This is a genomic window from Gracilibacillus orientalis, assembly GCF_900114645.1.
Lineage (GTDB): Bacteria > Bacillota > Bacilli > Bacillales > Amphibacillaceae > Gracilibacillus > Gracilibacillus orientalis.
This window is the reverse complement of the sequence record NZ_FOTR01000005.1, coordinates 164,090-187,205: the sequence shown is the minus strand read 5'-3', so window position 1 is coordinate 187,205 and position 23,116 is coordinate 164,090. Positions and strand designations below refer to the sequence as shown.

The 23,116-nt window shown below is 36.4% G+C and carries 15 protein-coding genes; 2 read left to right on the top strand and 13 right to left on the bottom strand.

The window, feature by feature from the left end; translation table 11 throughout:
- Positions 1 to 55: 55 nt before the first annotated feature.
- On the bottom strand, positions 56 to 673 hold the full coding sequence (locus BM121_RS11320; RefSeq protein WP_091483746.1) for a superoxide dismutase: 618 nt from the start codon (positions 671 to 673) through the stop codon (positions 56 to 58).
- Between the two features lie 729 nt (positions 674 to 1,402).
- Between BM121_RS11320 and BM121_RS11315 the strand changes: the two genes are divergently transcribed.
- Complete coding sequence (locus tag BM121_RS11315; RefSeq protein WP_091483745.1) at positions 1,403 to 2,032, top strand: helix-turn-helix transcriptional regulator; 630 nt, start codon at positions 1,403 to 1,405, stop codon at positions 2,030 to 2,032.
- A gap of 423 nt (positions 2,033 to 2,455) precedes the next feature.
- Positions 2,456 to 4,033: a Vga family ABC-F type ribosomal protection protein gene (locus BM121_RS11310; RefSeq protein ID WP_091483835.1), complete on the top strand. Its 1,578-nt coding sequence runs from the start codon at positions 2,456 to 2,458 to the stop codon at positions 4,031 to 4,033.
- Positions 4,034 to 4,076: 43 nt separating this feature from the next.
- On the opposite strand, the gene BM121_RS11305 is transcribed toward BM121_RS11310, so the two are convergent.
- The 12 genes from BM121_RS11305 to BM121_RS11250 all read right to left on the bottom strand — a co-directional run bounded on the left by BM121_RS11305 (position 4,077) and on the right by BM121_RS11250 (position 23,116).
- Complete coding sequence (locus BM121_RS11305; protein WP_175495409.1) at positions 4,077 to 4,763, bottom strand: DUF624 domain-containing protein; 687 nt, start codon at positions 4,761 to 4,763, stop codon at positions 4,077 to 4,079.
- A 294-nt stretch (positions 4,764 to 5,057) separates the two neighbouring features.
- On the bottom strand, positions 5,058 to 7,469 hold the full coding sequence (locus BM121_RS11300; RefSeq protein WP_091483743.1) for a glycosyl hydrolase family 95 catalytic domain-containing protein: 2,412 nt from the start codon (positions 7,467 to 7,469) through the stop codon (positions 5,058 to 5,060).
- Between the two features lie 32 nt (positions 7,470 to 7,501).
- Positions 7,502 to 9,556, bottom strand: coding sequence for a glycoside hydrolase family 65 (locus BM121_RS11295; protein ID WP_091483742.1), 2,055 nt, complete (start codon positions 9,554 to 9,556; stop codon positions 7,502 to 7,504).
- Positions 9,557 to 9,578: 22 nt separating this feature from the next.
- Positions 9,579 to 11,822 carry an AraC family transcriptional regulator gene (locus BM121_RS11290; protein ID WP_175495408.1) on the bottom strand — a complete coding sequence of 748 codons (2,244 nt, stop codon included), beginning with the start codon at positions 11,820 to 11,822 and terminating at the stop codon, positions 9,579 to 9,581.
- A 134-nt stretch (positions 11,823 to 11,956) separates the two neighbouring features.
- Entirely contained in the window at positions 11,957 to 13,507 is a 1,551-nt protein-coding gene (locus BM121_RS11285) for an extracellular solute-binding protein (protein WP_091483740.1), read from the bottom strand.
- 36 nt (positions 13,508 to 13,543) lie between these two features.
- A complete protein-coding gene (locus BM121_RS11280; protein WP_091483739.1) occupies positions 13,544 to 14,413 on the bottom strand; it encodes a carbohydrate ABC transporter permease in 870 nt (289 codons plus the stop codon).
- The gene (locus BM121_RS11275; RefSeq protein WP_091483834.1) at positions 14,414 to 15,349 is read right to left on the bottom strand and encodes an ABC transporter permease; all 936 of its coding nucleotides are present in this window, start codon (positions 15,347 to 15,349) and stop codon (positions 14,414 to 14,416) included.
- A gap of 431 nt (positions 15,350 to 15,780) precedes the next feature.
- On the bottom strand, positions 15,781 to 16,941 hold the full coding sequence (mmsB, locus tag BM121_RS11270; protein WP_091483738.1) for a multiple monosaccharide ABC transporter permease: 1,161 nt from the start codon (positions 16,939 to 16,941) through the stop codon (positions 15,781 to 15,783).
- Positions 16,916 to 18,472 (bottom strand): multiple monosaccharide ABC transporter ATP-binding protein, encoded by a 1,557-nt coding sequence (mmsA, locus tag BM121_RS11265; protein ID WP_091483737.1) that lies wholly within the window; start codon positions 18,470 to 18,472, stop codon positions 16,916 to 16,918. The genes mmsB and mmsA overlap by 26 nt, the downstream gene beginning before the upstream one ends.
- 88 nt (positions 18,473 to 18,560) lie before the next feature.
- Positions 18,561 to 19,664, bottom strand: coding sequence for a multiple monosaccharide ABC transporter substrate-binding protein (gene chvE / locus BM121_RS11260; protein ID WP_091483736.1), 1,104 nt, complete (start codon positions 19,662 to 19,664; stop codon positions 18,561 to 18,563).
- A gap of 349 nt (positions 19,665 to 20,013) precedes the next feature.
- Positions 20,014 to 21,477, bottom strand: a complete 1,464-nt coding sequence (locus tag BM121_RS11255) for a hypothetical protein (RefSeq protein ID WP_091483735.1) — start codon at positions 21,475 to 21,477, stop codon at positions 20,014 to 20,016.
- Positions 21,478 to 21,922: 445 nt separating this feature from the next.
- Positions 21,923 to 23,116: a response regulator gene (locus BM121_RS11250; protein ID WP_245780788.1), complete on the bottom strand. Its 1,194-nt coding sequence runs from the start codon at positions 23,114 to 23,116 to the stop codon at positions 21,923 to 21,925.

Below are 23,116 nucleotides of genomic sequence, written 5' to 3'. Positions count from 1 at the left end.
AGTGGAAGGATAGAAACACCACCCTCCCACTTATTACTCGAAATACTTATAATACTTATTTAACGGCTGCTAGATATTTTTCTGCAACAACATCCCAATTAATTACGTTATAGAAATTAGCAATATAATCAGGACGTCTGTTTTGGTAGTTTAAGTAGTACGCATGCTCCCAAACATCGATGCCTAGAATAGCTGTTTTTCCTTCTGAAATGGGATTATCTTGATTAGGAGTACTAGTTACTTCTAATTTCCCATCAGCATTTACGACTAACCAAGCCCAGCCAGAACCAAATCTAGTAGTTGCTGCATTGGAGAATTCCTCTTTAAATTGATCAAAGCTACCAAATGCTCCATCAATCGCTTTCGCTAATTCTCCTTCTGGTTTATCTGTTTTAGATCCTGGAGCAATCACTTCCCAGAAAAACGTATGGTTGAAGTGTCCACCACCATTATTTCTTACTGCAGTACGAATATTTTCAGGTATGCTGTTTAAGTCAGCTAGAAGTGCTTCAAGACTTTTGTCAGCTAAAGCGTGCCCTTCTAATGCTGCATTTAGTTTCGTAACGTATGTTTGATGATGCTTTCCGTGATGAATTTCCATTGTCTTTTGATCAATGTGCGGTTCCAAAGCGTCAAACGAATAACCTAACTCAGGTAAAGTAAAGTTCGCCATATGTAAAACCTCCAATATATTTATTATACCTTTTAGTATAAAAAGTATAATTATATGGTATACTATTTTTAACGATTATTCAACTCATTCGTTCCATAATTTACAATTATTTCTGTACATAAAAATTATATTGTATAATGAGTATCAAAAGATTCTTCACATTAGATACAAACTGCGTACTATTGAAAATTTAGAAAAGTAAGGCCTTCTCCCATTCTGATTGATGATGAGTGCTAATTCGTCGCTGCGGAAAAATACTCCCTTTCACCCAAGGGCACAAGCGCAACATCTACTCAAGCAAATAACGCTTTCGTAGTGTTTTCTATGCCGTGGGCACGACTTCAGCTAACTTGGTAAAGAAAAGCACTTTACCAAGTGGATCTTCAGCTCGCGCTGTTCCCACAGGAGTGTCGCATTTTTCCGCAGCTTAGAGTAGTGTTTGTTCTGTTAAAAAGACAGGAAATCCAAAATTAAAAGTTCCATGAGTTCTATATTTTTAATAATCAGGACACTAAAATGAGCGGAGGCAGAATACGGAGACTCCTATGGGAACTCACGCGAACCAAAGACCCCGTAATAAAACGTTTTTTGTTTTCTGCCGGAGCGTATAACTGCACTCATCTCTAATTAGAACGGAAGAAAGCAAATCTATAATGTATAACTTAGCAGTTTATGGTTTATATGAACAATTATACATATAAAAGGGAAGCCAATTTAGGAGGAATCCCCATGAAACAATTAGAAAAAACAACGAAAGATAGAATATTAGAGTTATTAAAGAAAGACGTCTCTTTATCTGTAAATGAACTTATCGAACATTTAGATATCACGCACATGGCCATTCGTAAGCATTTAACAACATTAGAGAAAGATGGACTTGTTTCCAGTCAGCATGAGAAAAAGGAAATTGGGCGACCAATTCAAAAATTCTTTTTAACAACAAAAGGGAAACGTTTATTTCCCAATAATTATGAATCTATAAGTGTGGAATTCCTAAAAGATATTCAAGCAATACACGGGAAAGAGTCCATTGATCAGCTTTTCAAAAATCGGAAAGAGCGACAAACACATCAATATGCCGATCTCGTCACCCAATCCTCGAACCTTGAAAAAATGCAGGATATGATCAATATTCAAAATGAAAAAGGTTATATGGCAGATTTATATCAGCATGATGAAAAGCAATTTGAGATTGTCGAGTACAATTGCCCTATTTTTGCAGTGGCAAAGGAATTTCATATCGCCTGCCAATGCGAAACAAGCATGTTTAAGAAGGTGTTAGGGACAACTCAAGTAGAGAGGGTACAATGTAAAACAGAAGGAAATAATCATTGCCGGTTTATGGTGCAATTTGATTAAAGAGAAAAAGTTCTCCTTCAGTTAGATTTGTTCGCATGGTGAATGCGCCGATTACACAAGGTAATTTAGCCAACATTTTAACCCTTTGAATTAAATAAGAAAACCACCTGTCATCTGCCTATTGACTTCTTCCTTCAGTTTTTGTACACTTTGTTTAAATAAATGCGAAAGGGTGAGCCTTGGGCCAATGAAGTTATAATCCTATTCTCTCATAAATATTTTCATAAAGATCATCATTCCGACAAGGGATACGTATGTCTTTATGCAGAATATTCAGAATAGGATTCATACTCATTGACCGGCTTGTGTATCAGGGATATTCCGACCATTCCCTTATGCAGATCTGCCTTTCTTACGGTATTGCCTCCTATTCTGAATACGAATAAGGAGGCTTTTTATTGTCTCCAAACAAGAATGGAGCGAATGCTTATGCTATTACAAGCGAAAGAGCTTGTCATCTCTGTAGAAGCTAAGACGCTAATAGAAATTGATTTAATTGAAGTATACGAAGGAGAACGAATTGGTCTTGTTGGAAAAAACGGAACCGGAAAAACAACCTTATTACACACCTTGGCAGGAACATTGCTACCAGAGCAAGGAACTGTCAAACAGTACGGGACCATTCATCTCTTGCCTCAATTAAAGGCTCCTGATGGTCATAAGAGTGGTGGTGAAATAACACAAGACTATATCCAGAAAGCATTCTCCGATCAAAGTAGCATTCTATTAGCAGATGAACCAACCACCCACTTAGACACCAACCATATTGAGTGGGTAGAAAATACGTTAAAGCATTGGCAAGGGGCACATGTTATTGTGTCACATGACCGAGCATTTTTAGATGCAACCTGTAGCAGGATTTGGGAGATCGACCAGGGAAAATTGCATGAATATAAGGGCAATTACCAGCAGTTCAAAGAACAAAAAGAGCAAACAACACGCCGACACCTACAGGAATACGAAAAATATCAAACCAAAAAACAGCAACTAGAAAAAGCTTTAACATTGAAGTCAGAAAAAGCTGAAAGAGCTACTAAGAAGCCAAAGAAAACTAGTGCTTCCGAGGCAAAAATGGCGAAACCTTACTTTGCAAAAAAACAAAAGAAACTCCAACAAACGGCCAAATCAATCGAAACCCGACTGGAAAAGCTTGAAAAATTAGAGAAGCCCTTTGAAGAAACTCCGATAAAAATGGACTTACCGAATCAAGAAAAATTATCAGGTAAAGTATTGGTGCGAGCAGAAAATATAGACGGTAAAGCTGGTGACCAACTCCTTTGGAAAAAAGCGAATTTTCTTATAAAAGGAGGAGATAAGCTTGCTATTATCGGAGCCAACGGAAGCGGAAAAACCACATTAATCCGTAAAATAATCAAAGGTGAAACAGGTGTCCACCTATCTTCTGCTTGCAAAATAGCTTATTTTAAACAAGATTTATCGATTTTAGATCCAAAAATTTCCATCCTGGAAAATGTGCAAGAAAGCTCGATCCATAATGAAACACTGATTCGAACCGTACTTGCGAGGCTCCACTTTTACCGCAATCAGGTTCATAAGAAAGTAGGCGTACTAAGTGGTGGCGAACGTGTCAAAGTAACACTTACAAAGTTATTTCTTAGTAATAGTAATACTTTACTTTTAGATGAACCAACCAACTTCCTAGACTTAGAAGCACTAGAGGCACTGGAAAAATTACTGATGGAATACGAAGGTACAGTCATCTTCGTTTCACATGATCGAAGGTTCGTGGAAAAAATAGCGACAAAGATCATCTCCATCGAAGAACAACATATCACGTTTTTTGAAGGAAACTACCTGCAATTTAAAAGTCGAGGACAGACATCTGTAAAAGATGACTTCGAAGAAAAAATGCTAATAATAGAGACTAAAATAACCGATGTTTTAAGCAGGTTAAGTATTGCACCAACAAAAGAGCTTGAGAAAGAATTCCAACAATTACTAAAAGAAAAGCAACAATTGTTAAAAAGCACTGATCACTAGCATGATCAGTGCTTCTCTCATTGATAAAGTAGTCATTCTAATTTTACGGACGAGACAATTCTAAGTTTGTGTAGCTCTTAATAAAAACAAGCAGTGATAAAAATACTAAAATGGAACCAAAAAATAAAGGGAAAAGAAAAGTTAACCATTGCGTAATCAGATAAAAAAAGGCGAGACTAAGTAGCCCTAATGACATTGATAAAATCGGATGCCCGAACATGATAATGGCTACTTGTTTTAATAAACTGCGAACTTTACTATCGATATTTACAGCAGCAGAGAATATATGCAAATTATAAACAAGCGCAAAAAATCCAAGGACAATAAAAACATATGTCAAGACGACGTTTCCTAACTCCAATACATAGAAAAAATCTATAATAAGAATGGCCCAGAAAATAGTGCATATTGCTCCTATCTTCATGCTTTTCTTATAATTCCCCCTATAATAACCCCAAAAATCACTTAAGAGTTTTACCTCTTCATTTTTAATAAATTGGTTCACAACTGAAAACAAAGCAATAGTAGATGGGAAAAAAACAAATGGAGATAACCATAACATCATTGCAAATAATACTAATATAACAGCGATTTCATCTGCTAATAAAAGGTTAAATAAAACAAAAATAATCGGAATATTAAACACCAGCCAAATAATATTGGCAAATGAAAATTTATAAACCCAATCTGCGATCACATAGAACCTACCCATTAATCCTGCATATTGCATGTGCATCACCTTCCTATTTAGAAAAGCGCAAAGCGCCCGTTTAGAAACGTAGCGACTGGAGCGAATCACCTGAGATAAAGGAATCACGGTGAGCTTGCGAACCGATGATGACTTATCGTAGGGCGATTCGTGAAGTCGCCTAGTTTCTGGGCGTTCGGAGCTAGACACCCGCGCAAATTTTATACTTTCTGACCTATTTAGAAAAGCCAGACAAAACCCGACCGGCCCTTATTAGGTACTCTCAAGCACTATCTACGAAAGAAAGCTTGAGAGAGACGCCCTAGTTGCTGGCGATTACGTAGAAATATCTCTTTTATACGAAACAATCTCTATCGTTTGCTGTGCATCGATTTTAATTTGAAAATACTTTTCCCCTAAGTCAGATTGTGCTACCCCAGACACTCCTTTCCACTCATATCCTGTGAAGTATGAAGGTAAGCCTAGAATAATATTGGTATCTCGATCCGCTTTTATTACAGCCGAAAATGCACCTTTTTGTAGATCCCAATGGAAGCTTGCCGACCCTGTACAAAAATGAAAGGTATCTACCTTCCCTACTATCCATTCATTCGGCAATGCAGGTAGTAACTTGATCATTTTCGGTGACACATACATCAACATTTCCTGAATGGCGTTTACTACTCCTAAGTTAGCATCCATTTGTACTGGAGCAGAGTCAATTTCCATCGTCAAACCCATATTACGCCAGTCATTATGGACCGTATAAAGGTTATTTAATAAACAGGAACGTGTTAGATGCTCGAGACAAATGCGTGCATGCTTGGCATCTTCCAGTCTCGCATAAATGCTTGCCATATGAGCGAAGGACCAGCTCGTCTGAGCTCCTAATTTCCTGTTTTGAACTGCTTTTCGAAATGCCTCAAATAGTTCTTCTTCTTTTTCTTTTACTAACTCCTGCCCGGGGAAAATCGGATAGATATGTGACAGATGCCTGTGTTCATCATTGTCTTCAAATTGCTCACTCATCCATTCCCTGATTCCCCCATTTTGATTCACTTGATAGGACGGAATTCTTGCCAGCATTTCCTCCCAAACCGATAGCTCCTGCTGATACATCGAAACTATAGAACTACCTTCTATTAAATTCGTAAGTAATTCCTTCATCACCGCAAAGTCCATCGTAGCATTTATCGTTGTTGGCATTGGATGGGCAACAGGTTTACTACTCTCAGGCATGAAATTCGCCGGGGTATTCTCCGGCGATACCGAAGGATAATATTGATAGAACTCATCCTCTCCTACTTCTAAGAAATCCTGATAAAATGCTGCTACCTCTTTCATAAATGGCAATGCCTTTTGCTTTAAAAATTCTTTATCGCCGCTAAATTGATAATATTGATAAAAATGCTGTGCTAACCATCCAGCAGCAGAAGTCCAATTCATGATGACTGGTACTAATTGATTCGGCTTGCCGATGCCAGGCGTTGTCCCCGCAGGTATATAGATGCCACGACAGCCAAATAATTTCTTCGCATTATCTCGAAAGTCATCCATTAAACGCACATAGTAATCAATGAGGGAAAGGTTGAATGCCGATAAGCCTCCTACCGAACTGTGCCAATACATCATTTGAATGTTTTCATTAGCCATTCGATGACTCCACATTAACTGGTAGTCTCCATGCCATAATCCATACATAGAAAAAGGTTGACCACCCACTTTTGTTCCGGAAATAAATAGATATCGCCCAAAAGCCCATAATTTTTCATATAGTCTAACAGGAGCTTTCCCTTTATATGCCTGTAAAAGCAATGCTTCATTTGGCCATTCCTCTTGATCATCTGTTAATTGTAACGTAGAGGAAAAAAACAAAGGCTGATAAATTCGCAGATGTTCGCCTAATAATTGCTCATAACTGGCATTCACTTTGCTTAATTCCTCTTTTAATGTCGTCCATTGTGTCGAGCGATTTGCGTTGGTAAAAACTTTTACAAGTATTAATAGACTATCAGCATTAGTACATCTTAATTCACCTTGATCTGAACTTATCTCCCCTCCATCCGCTATGACTCTGGCAACTGCCCCAAAATCTTTATTATCCTCATTCGTAGCTTTATAGAATAGAAAGTTATCTTCGGTTTGAACTTCCACCGTACCAGATAGCTCATCGTGTCTTTCCTTCATGTTTGGCGAATGTGTCGGATGTAAGGAAAAATTTAATACCGCATCAATAGCGTTCGTGTTATTGGAGCTGATTTTATAAACGATCAGATCAGCAGAACGGGATACAAATAAGTTTCTTGTAAAGGTCGTATCATTTTCAGACCACGTGACACCGACTTCACCAGTTTCCATATTAATTCCTCTACTATACTGACTAAAACCCTGTTCACAGGGCATTTCAAGTTGTAGATCAACAAGTGGTAGCGGACAAGCTAATTTGGAAAAGTAGCCATGTTTTTTTACAGCATTCGTTAAGTGCCAATTCGCCTCTTGAAATTTCCCCTCCTTCATTAAAGCCCTCGTCTCTGTTAAAGATTGACTGACATTAGGCAATTCTCCTTTGACACCCATATGCCATAACTCGGAGTGATTAATTAAAACCGTCTCTTTTTTTATCGCACCATATACTGCTGCTCCTATTTCGCCATTCCCTGATGGTAATGCCTCCCGCCACATATTTCTCCACCACGAGGCTGGGTATTGTAAGATAAGCTTATTTCGATCGGGCACCTGCTCAAACAAATTATCGTCCTCCTTTGTTGCTGCACAAAGTTCTAAATATAGGATTGGAAGCCTTCCGCCTCAATATTCCATTTGCTGTTTTTAGGAAATCCTGGATAATCCCCACTGGTATGATCATCCCAACCTGCTACCATCATAGCAATAGCGATTAATAGTCCGCCATTCCCTGGTAAGTACGCTGTTAATCCTGGCCGTTGATAATTATGTCCATTCGGTAAATACGTATTTTTCACTGCATCCATTAATAAAAAATCAATAGCGAGTTCCGTTTCTCCTACACGAGCTGCTGTCATCGCACACATCGGAAAATCCCATCCCCAAGCCGTATCCCACTGCCACTCATCTTTTACCTTAAATAAGGTATTTTTCATTGTTTCCTTGTTTATTAATGAGCCTGGAAGAATACCTAATGCTGCAACCATCGAAGGATGATCATGATTTTTCTCAGTAAAGGTATGGTCACCATTTTCATGTGCTAAATAAACCCCATCTTTTTCTCGAGGTCGCTTTAAATGATTGGCGATATGACTCCACTTTTTATTAGGAGCAACCCCTAATCTTTCCGCCCATTTCACTGCCGTTTCTAAACCATATTTCCAATATTCAATTTCATACGGAGGGTTTTTAGAATCCTCCATTCGGTGGCATTCTTGTGCAGGTATTAAAGGCGGTCCTAAAACATAGACTTGTTCCTCTTCATCCCAACTAGCAAAATCAGCCATGAAATCGGCAGACTCAAATACTACTTCTTGATATTGATGAAGCATAGATAAGGAATTGTTATCTCGGTAGAGTAATTCTGCCAACATAATTGGATGTGGTTGTTGCCATATAAGCCCCGGCGCTACGGGTGATGGGCTTTGCTCTCCATCAACCCCCACCATTTTTGGCCATCTGGCACCTTCATATCCTTGCCCGCTAGCTATTTTTTTTGCGATCGGTATAATGGTTGTATACCATTGTAAGCTTTTGTTTAACCTATCAGCTCTTCCCCACAGTGGAAAATGAGCAGCATGCCACCAATGCATTTCCAAGTGCGCTTTACCAAACCAGCTATTGTACATCAATCCTGTTTCTTGAGGTGGAATCGATCCATTACTGTGAATGGCTGTTAGATATTGAGATAAGATTACTCTTCGCTCTAATTCATTTGCTCTGGTGTCGGTACTTCCAGCAAAGGAAACAAAAGCTCCCTTCTGCCAAAATTCTTTCCAATAGTGTTGAGAAGCTGTCATCATATCACTCAATGAATCTACTTTGGTCGACTTTTCAGGGCTAAACGATACGGTAAAGCTATATTCACTTTGATGATGCGGCGGAATTATTTGATATTGATGGGTATCAAGGCGAGTAAAGCTTCCACCATTTTTCTCCCATCGCACATAATAACTATCCTCATCCATCACCCGTTTTAAATTTACTACATAATCGTTATAATCTAATTCAATGGTTTGATGTCTTTCCTGATGATCCCAATTTAAGGTAGTAGCTTTAGCCCAGCTATTATGGCTAACATCAGGCGAAGGGAATGATTGAATAATCTGTAATCTGCCTGTTAGTAATAAGGTAGAGGATACATACACACCAATCGCATCAGAATTTGGATCACAAACTGTTTTCACCAAAACCTCTTGACCATTTACAGCATAACGACTAATTATGATACCTGACCAGAGATCCAATTCTTGATTAATTTCTGTAATAGCATTTATGTCTACAACCTTTTCATTCTCATCTAAAAATTGAAAAGATAGTTGGCCAAGCTGCAATCGATGAGGATTTTGTCGAAGCCAGTGATAGGCTTCTTCTTTATTTTCTGGTTGCATAGGATATGGGACTTTTCGACCGTAATGATCAAAGGTCTGGTATTCTATGTCACTTGACTTATATAAATTCTTCCCCATGCTATAATGCCATCCCCAATTTGATTGGGTCCCTAAAGGTGTTTCATACAATTGCGGAAATGTTTGTAGCCCTGTAAAATCAACACTGAAACCAAACTCACTATTACCAATAGACAATGGTGATAAGGCTTCTAGTTGATTTATGTTGGGATTATGTTTTTGCACGATGCTTTTCCTGTTCATATTAATTTCCTCCTCTAACCTTTTATTCCTTGTTTTCTATCACGGCATTTAATCTTCTGTACTTACCTGGTGTCAGCTCTTTATATTCTCGAAATTTTCGTATAAAACTATTTTCATGTTGATAGCCAACCTCAAATGCAATATCAGCTATTTTCTTATCCGTTTTAATCAATAATTCTTGTGCACGCTCCATTCTAAGCCTGGTAAAATAGCCATAAATGGTGTCATCCATTTCTTCCTTAAACCATTGACTTGCAAGACTTACACTAACACCAACAGATTCTGCTATTTCCGGAATGCCGACAGGTTCAGCTAGATGTACATTCATATACTGAATCATTTTTCTGCACATGACGTATCTTTTAGAGTCATTTAATTTCTTAATATTTTCTATTCTTTCTGAGATTATTCCCTTGAATACATTGGCGATATCCTGTAGATTCATGGTGCGAATTTCTTCTGCAGTAATAAAAGATGAGTTGGTAACATCTTTGTTTTCAGTAAAAATAACTTTTCTTACTTGTTCAATAAAATAAAAGGCTAACTCTGGACTAATATTACTCTCATGAAACAACTGAAATAATGTAGTTACGTCATCAATCGATTGTGTCGGATTTTCGAGTGTAATTGATTTTACAAGACTAGAAATTTTTTCTATATTTGTTTCTTTGTCTTCTTCCTGTTGATCAGCTTTCGTATAAATATTTCCATACCCCTCAAACAGACGGTATTGAAGTGCCTCTTCCGCTTCATTCATTGCGTTTTTTAGATCTAGCAGTGAAACCCCTGTGTGGTTAAGTCCTAACGAAACGGAGAATCCTAAAATATCTTCCACATGTGTAAGCGCTATCTTTAAATGGTTTATAACATTGATTTTTCCCTCTAAGTGCTGGATGATGATAATCATTTTATCCTTACCAATATCTACTACCTCTACGGAATAATGAGTCGATAATACTTCAGTCAAGATATTTTCCATACCCGACTTCACTACTGAACGATAATTGCCCGCTACATTTTCTTTCCAGAAAGGATAATTATCGATCGATACGACTAATAATTGAATATTATCTTCATTCCATTCTTTAAAATAAGCCTGCCACTTTTCCTTTTGCTCGGCCCTGTTCATTAATCTACCGATATAGATGTCATATAAAAATTTAGATTTAGCTTCGACCTTCATTTTTTTGATCAATTGGGATAATTGCGCATGATCACTGACCAAGTCATCTATGATATTTTCTAAATGAAATAAATCTCGTCTATAATGTGGATCACCATCTACGGAAAAAAGTTCCTTCATTCTTCTAATAGGTTTTAATTCCACAGAGTGAATAAAAAATATAGCGATTCCGCCAATAATAAGTGCGATTAAAGAAACAACAAACACCACATTACGAATTGTTTTTGATTTAGACAGTATACTTTCTTGTGAAACAACAGAAACATATTTCCATCCGGTAAAATCAGATTCCATTTGATTGGCTAGCAGTATCTTATCGTTATACGTAATATCACTTAAGTTTCCCTTGTTTACCTCTTTATTTACAAGTTGAACAGTATCTGGATCAAATGTATGATTTTTTGTCGTATGTAGAATGGTATTATTTTGATCCAAAATATATTGCATACTATTAGATTGTGGATCGGCAGATGAGTTTAATTTAGAGAATAATTCTGCTTGATTAAGGTTAACCGCAACAACTCCTCTTGTCTCCCCTTTCAAATTGATTTTTCGAAACAAGGAAATGTTTGATCCTTTATATTTTGCACCATTTGGCAGATCGCGGTATTTAACAACCCTTGATGTTTCATTAAATTCATCCAACACACTGATCCACTCTGCATCATTAAAAGTCGCACTACTAGAGCTAAATCCTTGGGGAATAGCGACAAAGCTATCACTGTTCACATTATAAATATAAATACTTTGTATAACAGATGAATTCTTTGTAATGGTCGTTAACTTGTCATATATCTCCTTGATATTTTGATAAGAATATTGTGATTGATTCGTTAAAAAGCGATATACATCATTGTCTAATGCTAATTTAACAGCAATTTGATCGGATTCCATTAAATATTCGTCAATAGAATGCATGTTTATTGTTAACATCTGGTGCTGCGGTTCATTTAATTCCTGTTGTAATATGTCTTTAGAAGTGTAATAAGAAGAAAATCCGACTGTCAATATAATAAAAAGAACAGGTATCATTAAAATGAGTAGTAACCTTGTTTGTGTATCAGAAAGATTCTTTCGAAGCATATTCTTTATTCTCCGAACTGGAAAAGGCTTTGGCATAAGCTCACCTGCTTTCATTTCTTCTTATATTATTGTATGGATTATATTACGAGAAAATTATTATACTCCTCCCCAAACAAGAGGAGGAGTAAATATTTTTATTTAGCTGTTTCATACCATTCTTGGACGCGCTGTGTTACTTCTTCGCCTCCAGATTGATTCCATTTTTCTACAAATTCATCAAATTTGTCGATGGACCATTCACCTATGACAATTTTGGTTAAATATTCTTGGAATAACTTATGTGACTGAATATCTGGATATCCATCATAAACAGTGCTCGGCAATCCATCACCAGCAATTCTCCTTGCATCTGCTTTACTTACTTCAAAAATATCACTTACCATTTCTTGTTCATCTTCAGGGAAGGAGTTTTCAATTCTTAAATCCATCGATTCTTCTGTAGTTAAATTAAGCATTCCTAAGGCAATCGGCTTATCATCTGAAGTAGGCAATAATTTTTTTTCACCGTCTACTACTTCATGCTGAACTCCTTCAATACCATACTGGACAAAGTCAGCATTTGCCGGATCATAGAAAAAATCAAGTAGTTTCAACGCATTAGCAGCATTATCCTCTGATGCAGCTGGAATCATCCACTCTGGTTCACCCATACTTTTTTGTGTAATATAGCCGTCGAAACCATCTACTTCAGGAAGAGGCATCCCAACAACATAAGCTTCTGGCGCTCCTTCTTTCATTGCTATATATCGATCATGTAAATTGGCTGGGAGGTGATACCAGCTACCGACCAAATTATTATTAATTTTAGCGGTCCATACATCTCCCTTGTTTAAAAATGTTTCATTATCTAGTAAATTTTCAGCATAAAGCTCTCTAATAAATGAAATAGCTGCTTTCATATTTTCTGATGTACCGGCATAGTTAATTTCACCATCATAAATATCCCATTCCGGATGACCTTCCCACATCGCTATACCAAACATCGCAAATAAATGATCCATCCATGTGCCAAACTCTCTCCCTGATGTAGGAAGTTCATCTTGCTCCCCATTACCATTCGGATCCTCATCACGGAAAGCTATTAACATTTCTTTATACTCGTCTAATGTTTCTGGCATATCCATATCAACAGCATCTAACCAATCCTGTCTTAATAAAGCTGCGCGCTCCGGTATTAAATATACTTTAGGAATATAATAAATTTTCCCATCTGGAGAGGCAGATCTAACAATATTCCATGCTTCTTCAGGAACCCTTTCCCAAACATTTGGTGCATACTCCGGTAACAAGTCATCTAATGGTAAAGCACCACCTTGATCAATAAGTGTTTGTTCCACTCCACCAATAGGTCTTAAGATATCAGGAAAATCCTCTGAAGCAATCATGAGATTAATGTACTCAGCTGGTTCGGATCCTGGCGGTGTTGAATTCAATTCATACTCCACACCTGTTTTTTCTTGGACATATTGCACATGGGGATCATCACCGTCAGGAATCGTTCCTTTTCCCAAGTGACTTTTAAATACGTTAACAGTTGCAGATTCACCATTTTCTTCCGTTTCCGATTCGTCTTCATTTTCTTCCTGACTTGTTGTATCTTCACTATTAGAACATGCCGTAAATAACAACAAAAACAATACCCATACAGAAAACAGTAAGAAATGAAAATAATGATTTCTTCTCATCCATTTTTCCTCCCTTTTTTTATTACTGATTATTCATTATTCTTTCAGTGAACCAAGCACTGCTCCTTTCACAAAGTATTTTTGTAAATATGGATAAACTAATACAATTGGAATGGTTGCAAAAATAATCGTTGCTGCTTTTAAAGTGGTTGTATTAAAGTCAAAATCACCCATTATTAAATCCACGGCGGCAAGCTCTTCTTCGGATGTAAAAAATGCCCGCAAACGCATTTGTAAAGGCCAAAGATCAGGGTTCCTTAAAAATAGAACAGCTGTCTTAAAGGTGTTCCAGTAGCCAACAGCATAAAATAGACCAATCGTTGCCAGTACTGGTTTAGACAACTGTAAATAAATCTGGAATAACAACCGAAATTCATTACAGCCGTCAATTCGTGCAGCATCATCGAGATCACTTGGAATACCTAAAAAGAACGTTCGAACAATAACCATATTAAACGTACTAACTAAACCCGGAATAATTAATGCCCAAATCGAATCCATTAGCCCTACCTCTCTTACTGTTAAAAAGAAAGGAATCATTGGCGCATTGAAAATCATAGTAAGGACCATCATTAACATGATCGGCTTACGCAGAAGAAAATCCTTCCGCGATAATGGAAACGCTGTCAAAACTGTGAATAACATACTAAGAATGGTTCCCACTATCGTAATAAATACCGTTACACCAAAGGCTCTCCATAAAACTTCATTTTGGAGAATATGTTTCCAAGTGTCCAATGTAAATTCGACAGGTATTAAAAATACTTCTTTGGAATCAGCAGCAATCGGAGAACTAAACGAAACTGCCAGTAATTGCAATAATGGAGCAATCATTGTCGCTGCTAATAAAAATAATAATGTATAGTTAAATATTTGAAATAATCTTTCTCCAATAGATTGTTTCATTTACCACAACCCCTGTTCTGATTTTCTTGCAAGCCTATTGAATATCCATAATAGAGCAAAACCGATGACAGACTGGAACAGACCAATAGCTGTAGTTAAGCTATATTGTCCCTGGAGTACCCCCGCTCGATACACATAGGTTTCAATAATATCTCCAACAGAGTATGTCATAGGAGTTAGCAAGTTAAAGATTTGATCAAAGCCTAGCTCCAAAAAGTTACCAATATTTAATAAGAATAATACAGATATAGTTGGTAACAGTAAAGGGAGTGTAATATAGATCGTTTGTTTGAATCGATTGGCACCATCTATCACTGCTGCTTCATAAAGACTTGGGTTGATCGCCGTTATAGCAGCTAAATAAATAATCGTGCCCCATCCAATTTCTTTCCAAACCCCTGAAATAACAACAATCGTTCTAAAATAGGCTTCTTCTTGCATAAACAGTATAGGCTCAAATCCCAGCATTTCTCTAATTGCGTTTACGATCCCTTGACTTGCTAATAATTCAAATACGATACCGCCAACTACAACCCATGACAAGAAGTGCGGTAGATAGAATAAGCTTTGGACCGTTTTCTTTACAATTAATATTCTAATTTCATTAAATAATAAAGCTAAAATAATAGGTGCAGGGAATTGAAAAACCAATTGATACAATGCAATTAATGCAGTATTTCTCAATACCTCATGAAAGTCTTGATAATGCAGCAAATGTTTAAAATTTTCAAGACCGACCCAAGGACTTGCGAATAATCCTTTGAAAATTTGAAAATCCTGAAAGGCTATTACACTACCCATAAGTGGAATATACTTAAAAATAATGTAATAGATAATACCTGGTAAGATCATTAGATATAACATCCAATGTTTTCGTACATTTTTAATGAAACTATTTTGATTAAACCGATCCCAAAATCCATTTTTCTCCGCCATTACTTGTTCATTTTTTATATGACCATCCATGCACTCCCCCCTTTCTTCTCTTTCAATAAAATCATATCGTGAACCTTGCAATATAAACAATTAGCCATTTCCATAATTAATATTCAATTCTTATTTAGAGGCATAATCTATAATTTGTTTAGGTTGTGTTGCTTTTGTTTGTTCTAAAAAAATAGCATATTAGGTACTCCTATTTGGACTTCTTCGTTTTCAAAGAAAAAACACTCCATTAATCAATTGTTTTGACTAATGGAGTGTCTTCATTTTATCAATAAATAAATTACATTTTTAAGCAAATTGTATATAAAAAGCTTACATTTTCATATTGGATACTCTTTCAATCAGTGAGGTTTTATGAACAATTAGCACCGTGGCAAATAAGAAAAGATGCTCCCTTTTTTAAGCGAGCATCTTTTCATCCATTAATTTTTATTTTTATTGTACACATCAAAACCTACTGCAATTAATAATACTAAACCTTTAATAAATTGCTGCCAGTCGATACCGATTCCAATTAGTGACATACCGTTGTTCATTACCCCCATTACAAGTCCACCAACAATCGCACCGATAACAGTACCAACACCACCGGCCATGGACGCACCACCAATAAATACAGCAGCAATCGCGTCTAGCTCTAGCATATCACCTGCTGCGGGGGTTGCTGAATTTAATCGAGCAGCAAACATTAAACCGGCTAAAGCAGCAAGCACACCATTGTTAACAAATACCCAGAATACAACTCGCTTAGTTTTTATCCCAGATAAATCGGCTGCTTTCTTGTTTCCACCTGTTGCATAAATATGACGTCCCATTACTGTGTTCTTCATAATGAAGGTGTAGATTACAATAAGAGCGAGCACAATGATAAGTACAGTTGGGATCCCTTTGTTTTGTGCTAATTGATAGGCAAACCAATTAATCGCAAGTAATAATAACGCCAATTTTACAATAGTAAGCCACAACGGCGCTACTTCAAAATTGTAATGCAGTTGTGTTCTTCTTTTATTAATTTCTAAATAGACCAATACTAGTGACAACATAACAGATAACACTATCGTAAAAATATGGACATTTGCTCCACCAAATAGGTCAGGAATAAATCCGCTACTTAGACTTTGAAATGAGTCAGGAAATGGGGCTAAAGATTGCCCATCTAATAACCATAACGTTAGACCTCTGAAAATAAGCATTCCGGCCAAGGTTACAATAAATGATGGTATTCCAATATAAGAGATCCAAAAACCTTGCCATACACCAATTAAAGCACCTGCTATTATTGCTGTAATAACCGCTAACCAAATAGGAACATTCATATTAATAATAAGCACACCAGCGATGGCCCCAATAAATGCCACAACTGAACCTACCGACAAGTCAATGTTCCCGGTAATAATAACTAGTACCATCCCAACAGCTAATACAAGAATAAAGCCATTTTGTAAAATCAGGTTGGTCAAGTTTAGGGGCTTAAAGTTAATCCCGTCTGTTAAAATCCAAAATAGTCCAGTGATCAATACAAGTGCAATAACCATTCCATATTCTCTAATATTATTTTTAAATAAATTCATTATCGTTTGCATCGCGAGTCCCCCCTGCTCCAGTCATATAGCGCATGACACTCTCTTGATCTGCTTCACCTTTATTCAATTCACCCGTCAAACGCCCTTCATTCATTACATAGATCCTGTCTGATAACCCCAATATTTCTGGCAATTCAGAAGAAATAACTATAACTGCTAATCCTTGCTGGGCTAACTCATTAATCTGTGTATAGATTTCAAATTTTGCCCCAACATCAATACCTCGTGTTGGTTCATCCAAAATTAGAATATCGGGTTCTGTAAAGATCCATTTACTTAGAACTACTTTTTGCTGGTTACCCCCACTCAAATTACCTGCCAGTTGTTCAAGTGTTGGTGTCTTGATGTTTAACTGTTCTCTTAAGTATTGTGATTCGATTACTTCTTTATTTTCATCAAGCACACTAGATTTGGAGATTTTCTTTAAATTAGATAACGTAATATTACGTTTTATATCATCAATTAAATTTAAGCCATACGTCTTACGATCCTCGGAAACATATGCAATGCCTTTTTCGATCGCTTTACTTACTGTATTGGCATCAATCTTTTTCCCATCCTTATACAACTCGCCACTAATCTTCTTACCATATGATTTACCAAAAATACTCATTGCTAACTCCGTTCGGCCAGCTCCCATTAATCCGGCAATACCTACAATTTCACCTTTTTTAACACGAAAACTGACATTATCGATGATTTTACGATCTTGCTGCGGATGGTAAACATTCCAGTTCCTCACTTCAAAAATAGTCTCACCGATGTTCGGATGACGATTAGGGAACCTGCTTGTTAACTCTCTTCCTACCATGCCTTGGATGATTCTTTCTTCAGATATTTCTACTTCCTTCGCATGTAACGTTTCGATTGTTTTCCCATCCCGAAGCACTGTAATGGAATCAGATACATAGGATACTTCATTTAATTTATGGGAGATTAATATCGAGGATACTCCTTGTTGTTTTAATTCTAATAGTAGTTTAAGTAAGTTCTCACTGTCTGTTTCGTTAAGCGCTGCTGTTGGCTCGTCCAGGATTAACAGCTTGACGTTTTTCGATAAAGCTTTAGCAATCTCCACCAGCTGTTGTTTCCCTACACCAATATCCATTACAGCTGTTTCTGGTGAGTCTTTTAGTCCGACACGTTCTAACAATTTCTTAGACTCTGAGAACGTATCCTGCCACTTCATAATTTTGTTAGAATGACGTTCATTACCTAAAAATATATTTTCAGCAATAGAAAGATAAGGACTTAACGCTAATTCCTGGTGGATAATAACTATCCCTAAATTCTCACTTTGCTTAATATTTTTAAATTGACTTTCCTGCCCTTCAAAATAAATAGATCCATCATAATTTCCATGCGGATAAACACCACTTAAAACTTTCATTAATGTCGATTTTCCTGCCCCGTTCTCTCCGACTAAAGCATGGATTTCTCCCCGTTTCACTTTTAAATTAACATCGTCTAACGCTTTTACACCGGGGAATGTCTTGGTAATTTTACGCATTTCTAGAATATAATCAGACATTACTTCACCACCTTCAATAACTCTTTTATAACCATGAATTAGTGGTGACCTCTACCACCACTAATTCATTTCTTTATTATCAGCTGGCTTATTCTAACTCATCTTCAGAATAGTAGCCGCTATCCATTACAACTTCCTGGTAATTATCGATATCTACAGAAACAGGTTCTACTAGATATGTCGGAACAACTTTTTCGTTATTATCATACGTTTCTGTATCATTAACTTCTGCTTCTTCACCATTTAGAATGGCTTCTGTCATATCAACAGCTACTGCAGCTAAATCACGAGTGTCTTTAAATACAGTTTGTGTCTGCTCCCCAGCAATGATTGATTTAATAGAAGCTAACTCTGCATCTTGACCAGAAATAACTGGTAATGGCAGGTCATCAGAACCGTAACCTACACCTTTAAGTGCTTGGATAACACCACGACTGATGCCATCATATGGAGATAGTACTGCGTCTACTGTTTCCTCACTTGAATAAGAACTACTTAGGATATTTTCCATTCGTGATTTCGCTGTGTTACCATCCCAACGCATGGTTGCTGCTTGTTCAAATTCTGTTTGTTCACTTTGTATGACCAACTTTCCTTCATCAAGGTAAGGTTGTAATACACTCATTGCACCATCCCAGAAGAAGTATGCATTGTTATCATCTGGGGAACCACCAAATAATTCAATATTGAACGGCCCTTCTGCGTTTGCTAAATCAAGCGCTTCTTCAATGTAAGATGCTTGTAATACACCTACTTGGAAGTTATCAAATGTTGCATAGTATGAAACATGAGGAGATTCCATAATTAGTCGGTCATAAGAGACAACTTCAATACCTTGTTCATTTGCTTTGCTCAACACATCAGTAAGAGCTGTACCATCAATCGATGCAATTACAAGTGCTTTTGCCCCTTTTACGATCATATTTTCAATTTGCTCGATTTGCTTATCTACATCATCTTCTGCATATTGTAAATCCGTCTCAAAACCTAGTGCTTCTAGTTGCTCTACCATATTATCTCCATCATCAACCCAACGCTGAGAGGATTTCGTCGGCATGGCTACACCGATTAGTTCACCATCTGCAGACTCTCCACCATCATCTGAACTTCCACCTGAAGTGTCATCACTTCCACAGGCCGCTAAAAATAAAATAAGAGTAAAGAGAATTGCTAAGAAACTAAATTTCTTCATAATTGTAACCCCTTTTAATTAATGTTTTTTCTTGCACGGTTATAAATGTATCACAAACTAAATTGTAAGCCTTTACATATTTTTAAACAATTTTTATAAAAAATTAATGTGAAGGCCAGGTCTCACATTACTGATATTAGTCGATGGAGATATAACTAAGCCTTTGCTTTAATCGACAAGTCTTCTATAACGTAAGGCAATTCATGTACACGGATCATCACGCTCATCTTCATCCTACATAGCCAATCACAAAAAAAGACTTGTAGAAGTACTACTCTTCTACAAGCCTACAAATTTATTCTTCTTTTACTTCCACTTGATATTCATTAACTTCTGAACAGTTTAACACCTATTTGACTTCACCGATAACTAACAGTTGGCCACCGGTGTTATTACCAATTGCTTGTTTAGAAAAAACACCCATGAAATGCTCTCCACTAAAATCAATGTCTACATCTTTCATCTCACCTGGTTCTAATTCAAACTCTTTTATGACAGTCTGATTATTATCGTTTTTGACAAAGGAAACTGTAAGGGTTAAGTTACTATCTGTTTTATAATATATGCTACCATTAAAATGCGAATATTTATGTTCCCCATTTAACCAAACATATTCCGTAAAACTTCCAACATCATCAAAATCTATGGCGCCATCATATTTTTCTCCTTGAATAGTAACATTTTCTTTAGCTTTCGGTCCTCCAGAATCATGTAAAATTTCTGATACTTGTTTACTTTTAGAATTTTCCCCTATTTCGACTGTACTTTCACTTTGGTTATAGTTAACTGTCTCTTTAAGGAAATCATTTGTTATTGCATAAGAAAGATATACATGATTTTTATATTCAATCAAGTTATATAATTCTTGTGATTCTGCTTTATAATCGGAGCGACTAATATATTCATCATTTTCATCAAAGTAAAATTCATTAACCTCAATGATTCCTCCATCATTTTCATCAAATTGCGGTTCAAATTGAAAATCTGCTTTCCCTTCAATTACTTCAACATATTGATTTTCCTCATCATAAGTTAACTCATAGTCAGCCACTGTGGTAATAAAATCCGAATCGATATAAACTTCTCCTTCAGATTCGATCATAATTTCTTGATCTGTTGGAAACTCTATTTCTTCCCCATTATGTGTGACCTTCTCTACTTCTAACACTTCTATATTTTGAGCGAATTCTGACATCTCTCCACCTTTTAATGTTTCGATGTCTTCTTGCGTTAATTGTCCATCAAATTCGTTCGCTGCTTCATCAGCATTTAACCTCCACACTAGCTCACCATCACTTGAACCAAAATTATAAATAAAATCATAATATTCATCTGATTCTTCTTGTTCAAATAATATTTGTGCAGCGGCTGATTCGCCCGGTTTAATTTCTGTATCAGGTATACTAATAAAATCATAACTAGTTACGGAAAGCCCTTTTGCACCTGCTGCATTAAAGAGGTTTCCCTCAGTTACCGCTAATCCTTGAATAGCTTCTTCACCAGTGTTGGTGATTTGATAATCTAATAGAATATATACCTCTTCTGATGATTGTTGACCTACAATATCATTGAGTACTTCAAAAGATTCAACTGTCACTTCATAAGAACTATTTGTCGCCTCAATAGAACCACTCTGACCAAGACTTAACAAATTACTTTCGTCATATAACGTATTTTCATCTCCGTCAGACTGCTCTTCTGTTTCACCATCACTTTCAACATTTTCTTCAACTGAATCTGCTTCATCAGAGCTACATGCCATAATGACAACAGACATGGTAAATAAAATTGCAATTAGTAGTATTTTTTTCATTCTGTAATCTCCTCGCTTTTATGTATTTATTGATTAAGTAATTATTAGAAACCATAAAAATCAGGTTTCAAAAATCACTTCTCCCCCCCTATCAATATGTTGGAATATTGCAATACATCTTGAATAAAAACAAATTTAGACATATATAGGAAAAGTTCACCATTTACTATTTAAACATAGTTGGCTATAAATGGAATAGGTCAATCAATTCGTTTTCATCTAATCAAAAAGACATAGTTCATAATTCACAACCAGGCAAAATAGACCACACTGTGTTTAATATTGCTTGTAAATGACTTTAACCTCGAGGCCTTTGTTTGAAAAGTATTCACACGACACGACGTCACTCATTTCATGAATTTACTGGTAAAATATAACTATATTTTGAATTATGTTAACACAAGATGAAAAAATTTCTACTACAATATATCAGCCATTACCCCCGTTACAATTGATTTTTATACTGTTTAGGCGTCATACCAACGGATTTTCTAAATGCTGTACTGAAATAATGTTGTGAATCATAGCCTACTTGTTCAGCAATTTCACGGATGTTAAGATCAGTTGTTCTCAGTAAATCTTTTGCTGTTTGCAAACGCATTTGCGTTAGTAATTTCACGTAAGATACCCCTAGATCTTGTTTAATCATTTTACTAAGGTAAACGGTTGAAACGTGGAGGGATGCCGCAACACTCTCTAATGTTAAGTGTGAATCGCGATAGTTTTTGCGAATATATTGGATCGATTGTTTAACCAGTGGGGAAAATTGCAAATATTGATTTAATTCTTGCTTAGCTTCAGAATATTTAGAAGTAATTCCTGAAAATTCCACTTCTACTTGTTTAACATAGATATGTTGTGCTAGTTCCTCTTCTATAAACTCTTCTAAATTTAACGCTAAATCTGCTGGAGCTTGTTCCCAAATAAGAATGGAAATCCAATGAGTATCTTCTAAAAATATGGCGTGTACATACTTTTTCATCTCCTTTTTCAGTAACTGTTGAATGGCTTCTAATTGTTGCTTTCGCTCCTGTTCACTAAAAAAATAATGCTCCACTTCGCCATCTAGCCATTTCATAACAATCAACGATTTAGGGGCAGTTTGAGGAAGTTCTAAAAATTGCAATTGGTCTTTTACCTCTTCTGCCTCTAAGCTTTCCGCCATCCAATCTAGAAAAAAGCGATTTCTTAACTGTTTATAATTCTTTTTTACTTGTGTAGAAGCTTGTTGCAGATAGCTTTCTTCTTGCTTTTTTTGATCTAATTGCCATTTTACCTCTTCCAAGATATCAACTAGCTGAATTGGGTTTACCGGCTTCAATAAATAATCCGCTACTTGTAAGCGGATTGCTTCTTGAGCATATTGAAAATCGTCATATCCCGATATCACTACCATACGGCAATCTTGTAATTGATCCTTAATTTTCTTCATTGCTGTAATACCATTCATGATCGGCATATTTAAATCAATTAATAACACATCAATTTTATGTTGAATAGCTTGTTCTACAGCTTCTTCGCCATCTTCAGCTTCTGCTACAACTTCCATATTAAAATCGCCCCAATTAACGGAAGATTTTATTCCATCACGTATAATAAATTCATCATCTGCAATTAACACCTTCCAATATTCCATCAT

What these genes read in the sequence shown, in the direction of transcription:
- chvE (WP_091483736.1), bottom strand. Translation starts at nt 19,664, where the DNA reads ATGAAGAAATTTAGTTTCTTAGCAATTCTCTTTACTCTTATTTTATTT.
- BM121_RS11315 (WP_091483745.1), top strand. Translation starts at nt 1,403, where the DNA reads ATGAAACAATTAGAAAAAACAACGAAAGATAGAATATTAGAGTTATTA.
- mmsB (WP_091483738.1), bottom strand. Translation starts at nt 16,941, where the DNA reads ATGCAAACGATAATGAATTTATTTAAAAATAATATTAGAGAATATGGA.
- mmsA (WP_091483737.1), bottom strand. Translation starts at nt 18,472, where the DNA reads ATGTCTGATTATATTCTAGAAATGCGTAAAATTACCAAGACATTCCCC.
- BM121_RS11290 (WP_175495408.1), bottom strand. Translation starts at nt 11,822, where the DNA reads ATGCTTCGAAAGAATCTTTCTGATACACAAACAAGGTTACTACTCATT.
- BM121_RS11305 (WP_175495409.1), bottom strand. Translation starts at nt 4,763, where the DNA reads ATGCAATATGCAGGATTAATGGGTAGGTTCTATGTGATCGCAGATTGG.
- BM121_RS11250 (WP_245780788.1), bottom strand. Translation starts at nt 23,116, where the DNA reads ATGATGGAATATTGGAAGGTGTTAATTGCAGATGATGAATTTATTATA.
- BM121_RS11275 (WP_091483834.1), bottom strand. Translation starts at nt 15,349, where the DNA reads ATGGCGGAGAAAAATGGATTTTGGGATCGGTTTAATCAAAATAGTTTC.
- BM121_RS11255 (WP_091483735.1), bottom strand. Translation starts at nt 21,477, where the DNA reads ATGAAAAAAATACTACTAATTGCAATTTTATTTACCATGTCTGTTGTC.
- BM121_RS11285 (WP_091483740.1), bottom strand. Translation starts at nt 13,507, where the DNA reads ATGAGAAGAAATCATTATTTTCATTTCTTACTGTTTTCTGTATGGGTA.
- BM121_RS11295 (WP_091483742.1), bottom strand. Translation starts at nt 9,556, where the DNA reads ATGAACAGGAAAAGCATCGTGCAAAAACATAATCCCAACATAAATCAA.
- BM121_RS11280 (WP_091483739.1), bottom strand. Translation starts at nt 14,413, where the DNA reads ATGAAACAATCTATTGGAGAAAGATTATTTCAAATATTTAACTATACA.
- BM121_RS11320 (WP_091483746.1), bottom strand. Translation starts at nt 673, where the DNA reads ATGGCGAACTTTACTTTACCTGAGTTAGGTTATTCGTTTGACGCTTTG.
- BM121_RS11310 (WP_091483835.1), top strand. Translation starts at nt 2,456, where the DNA reads ATGCTTATGCTATTACAAGCGAAAGAGCTTGTCATCTCTGTAGAAGCT.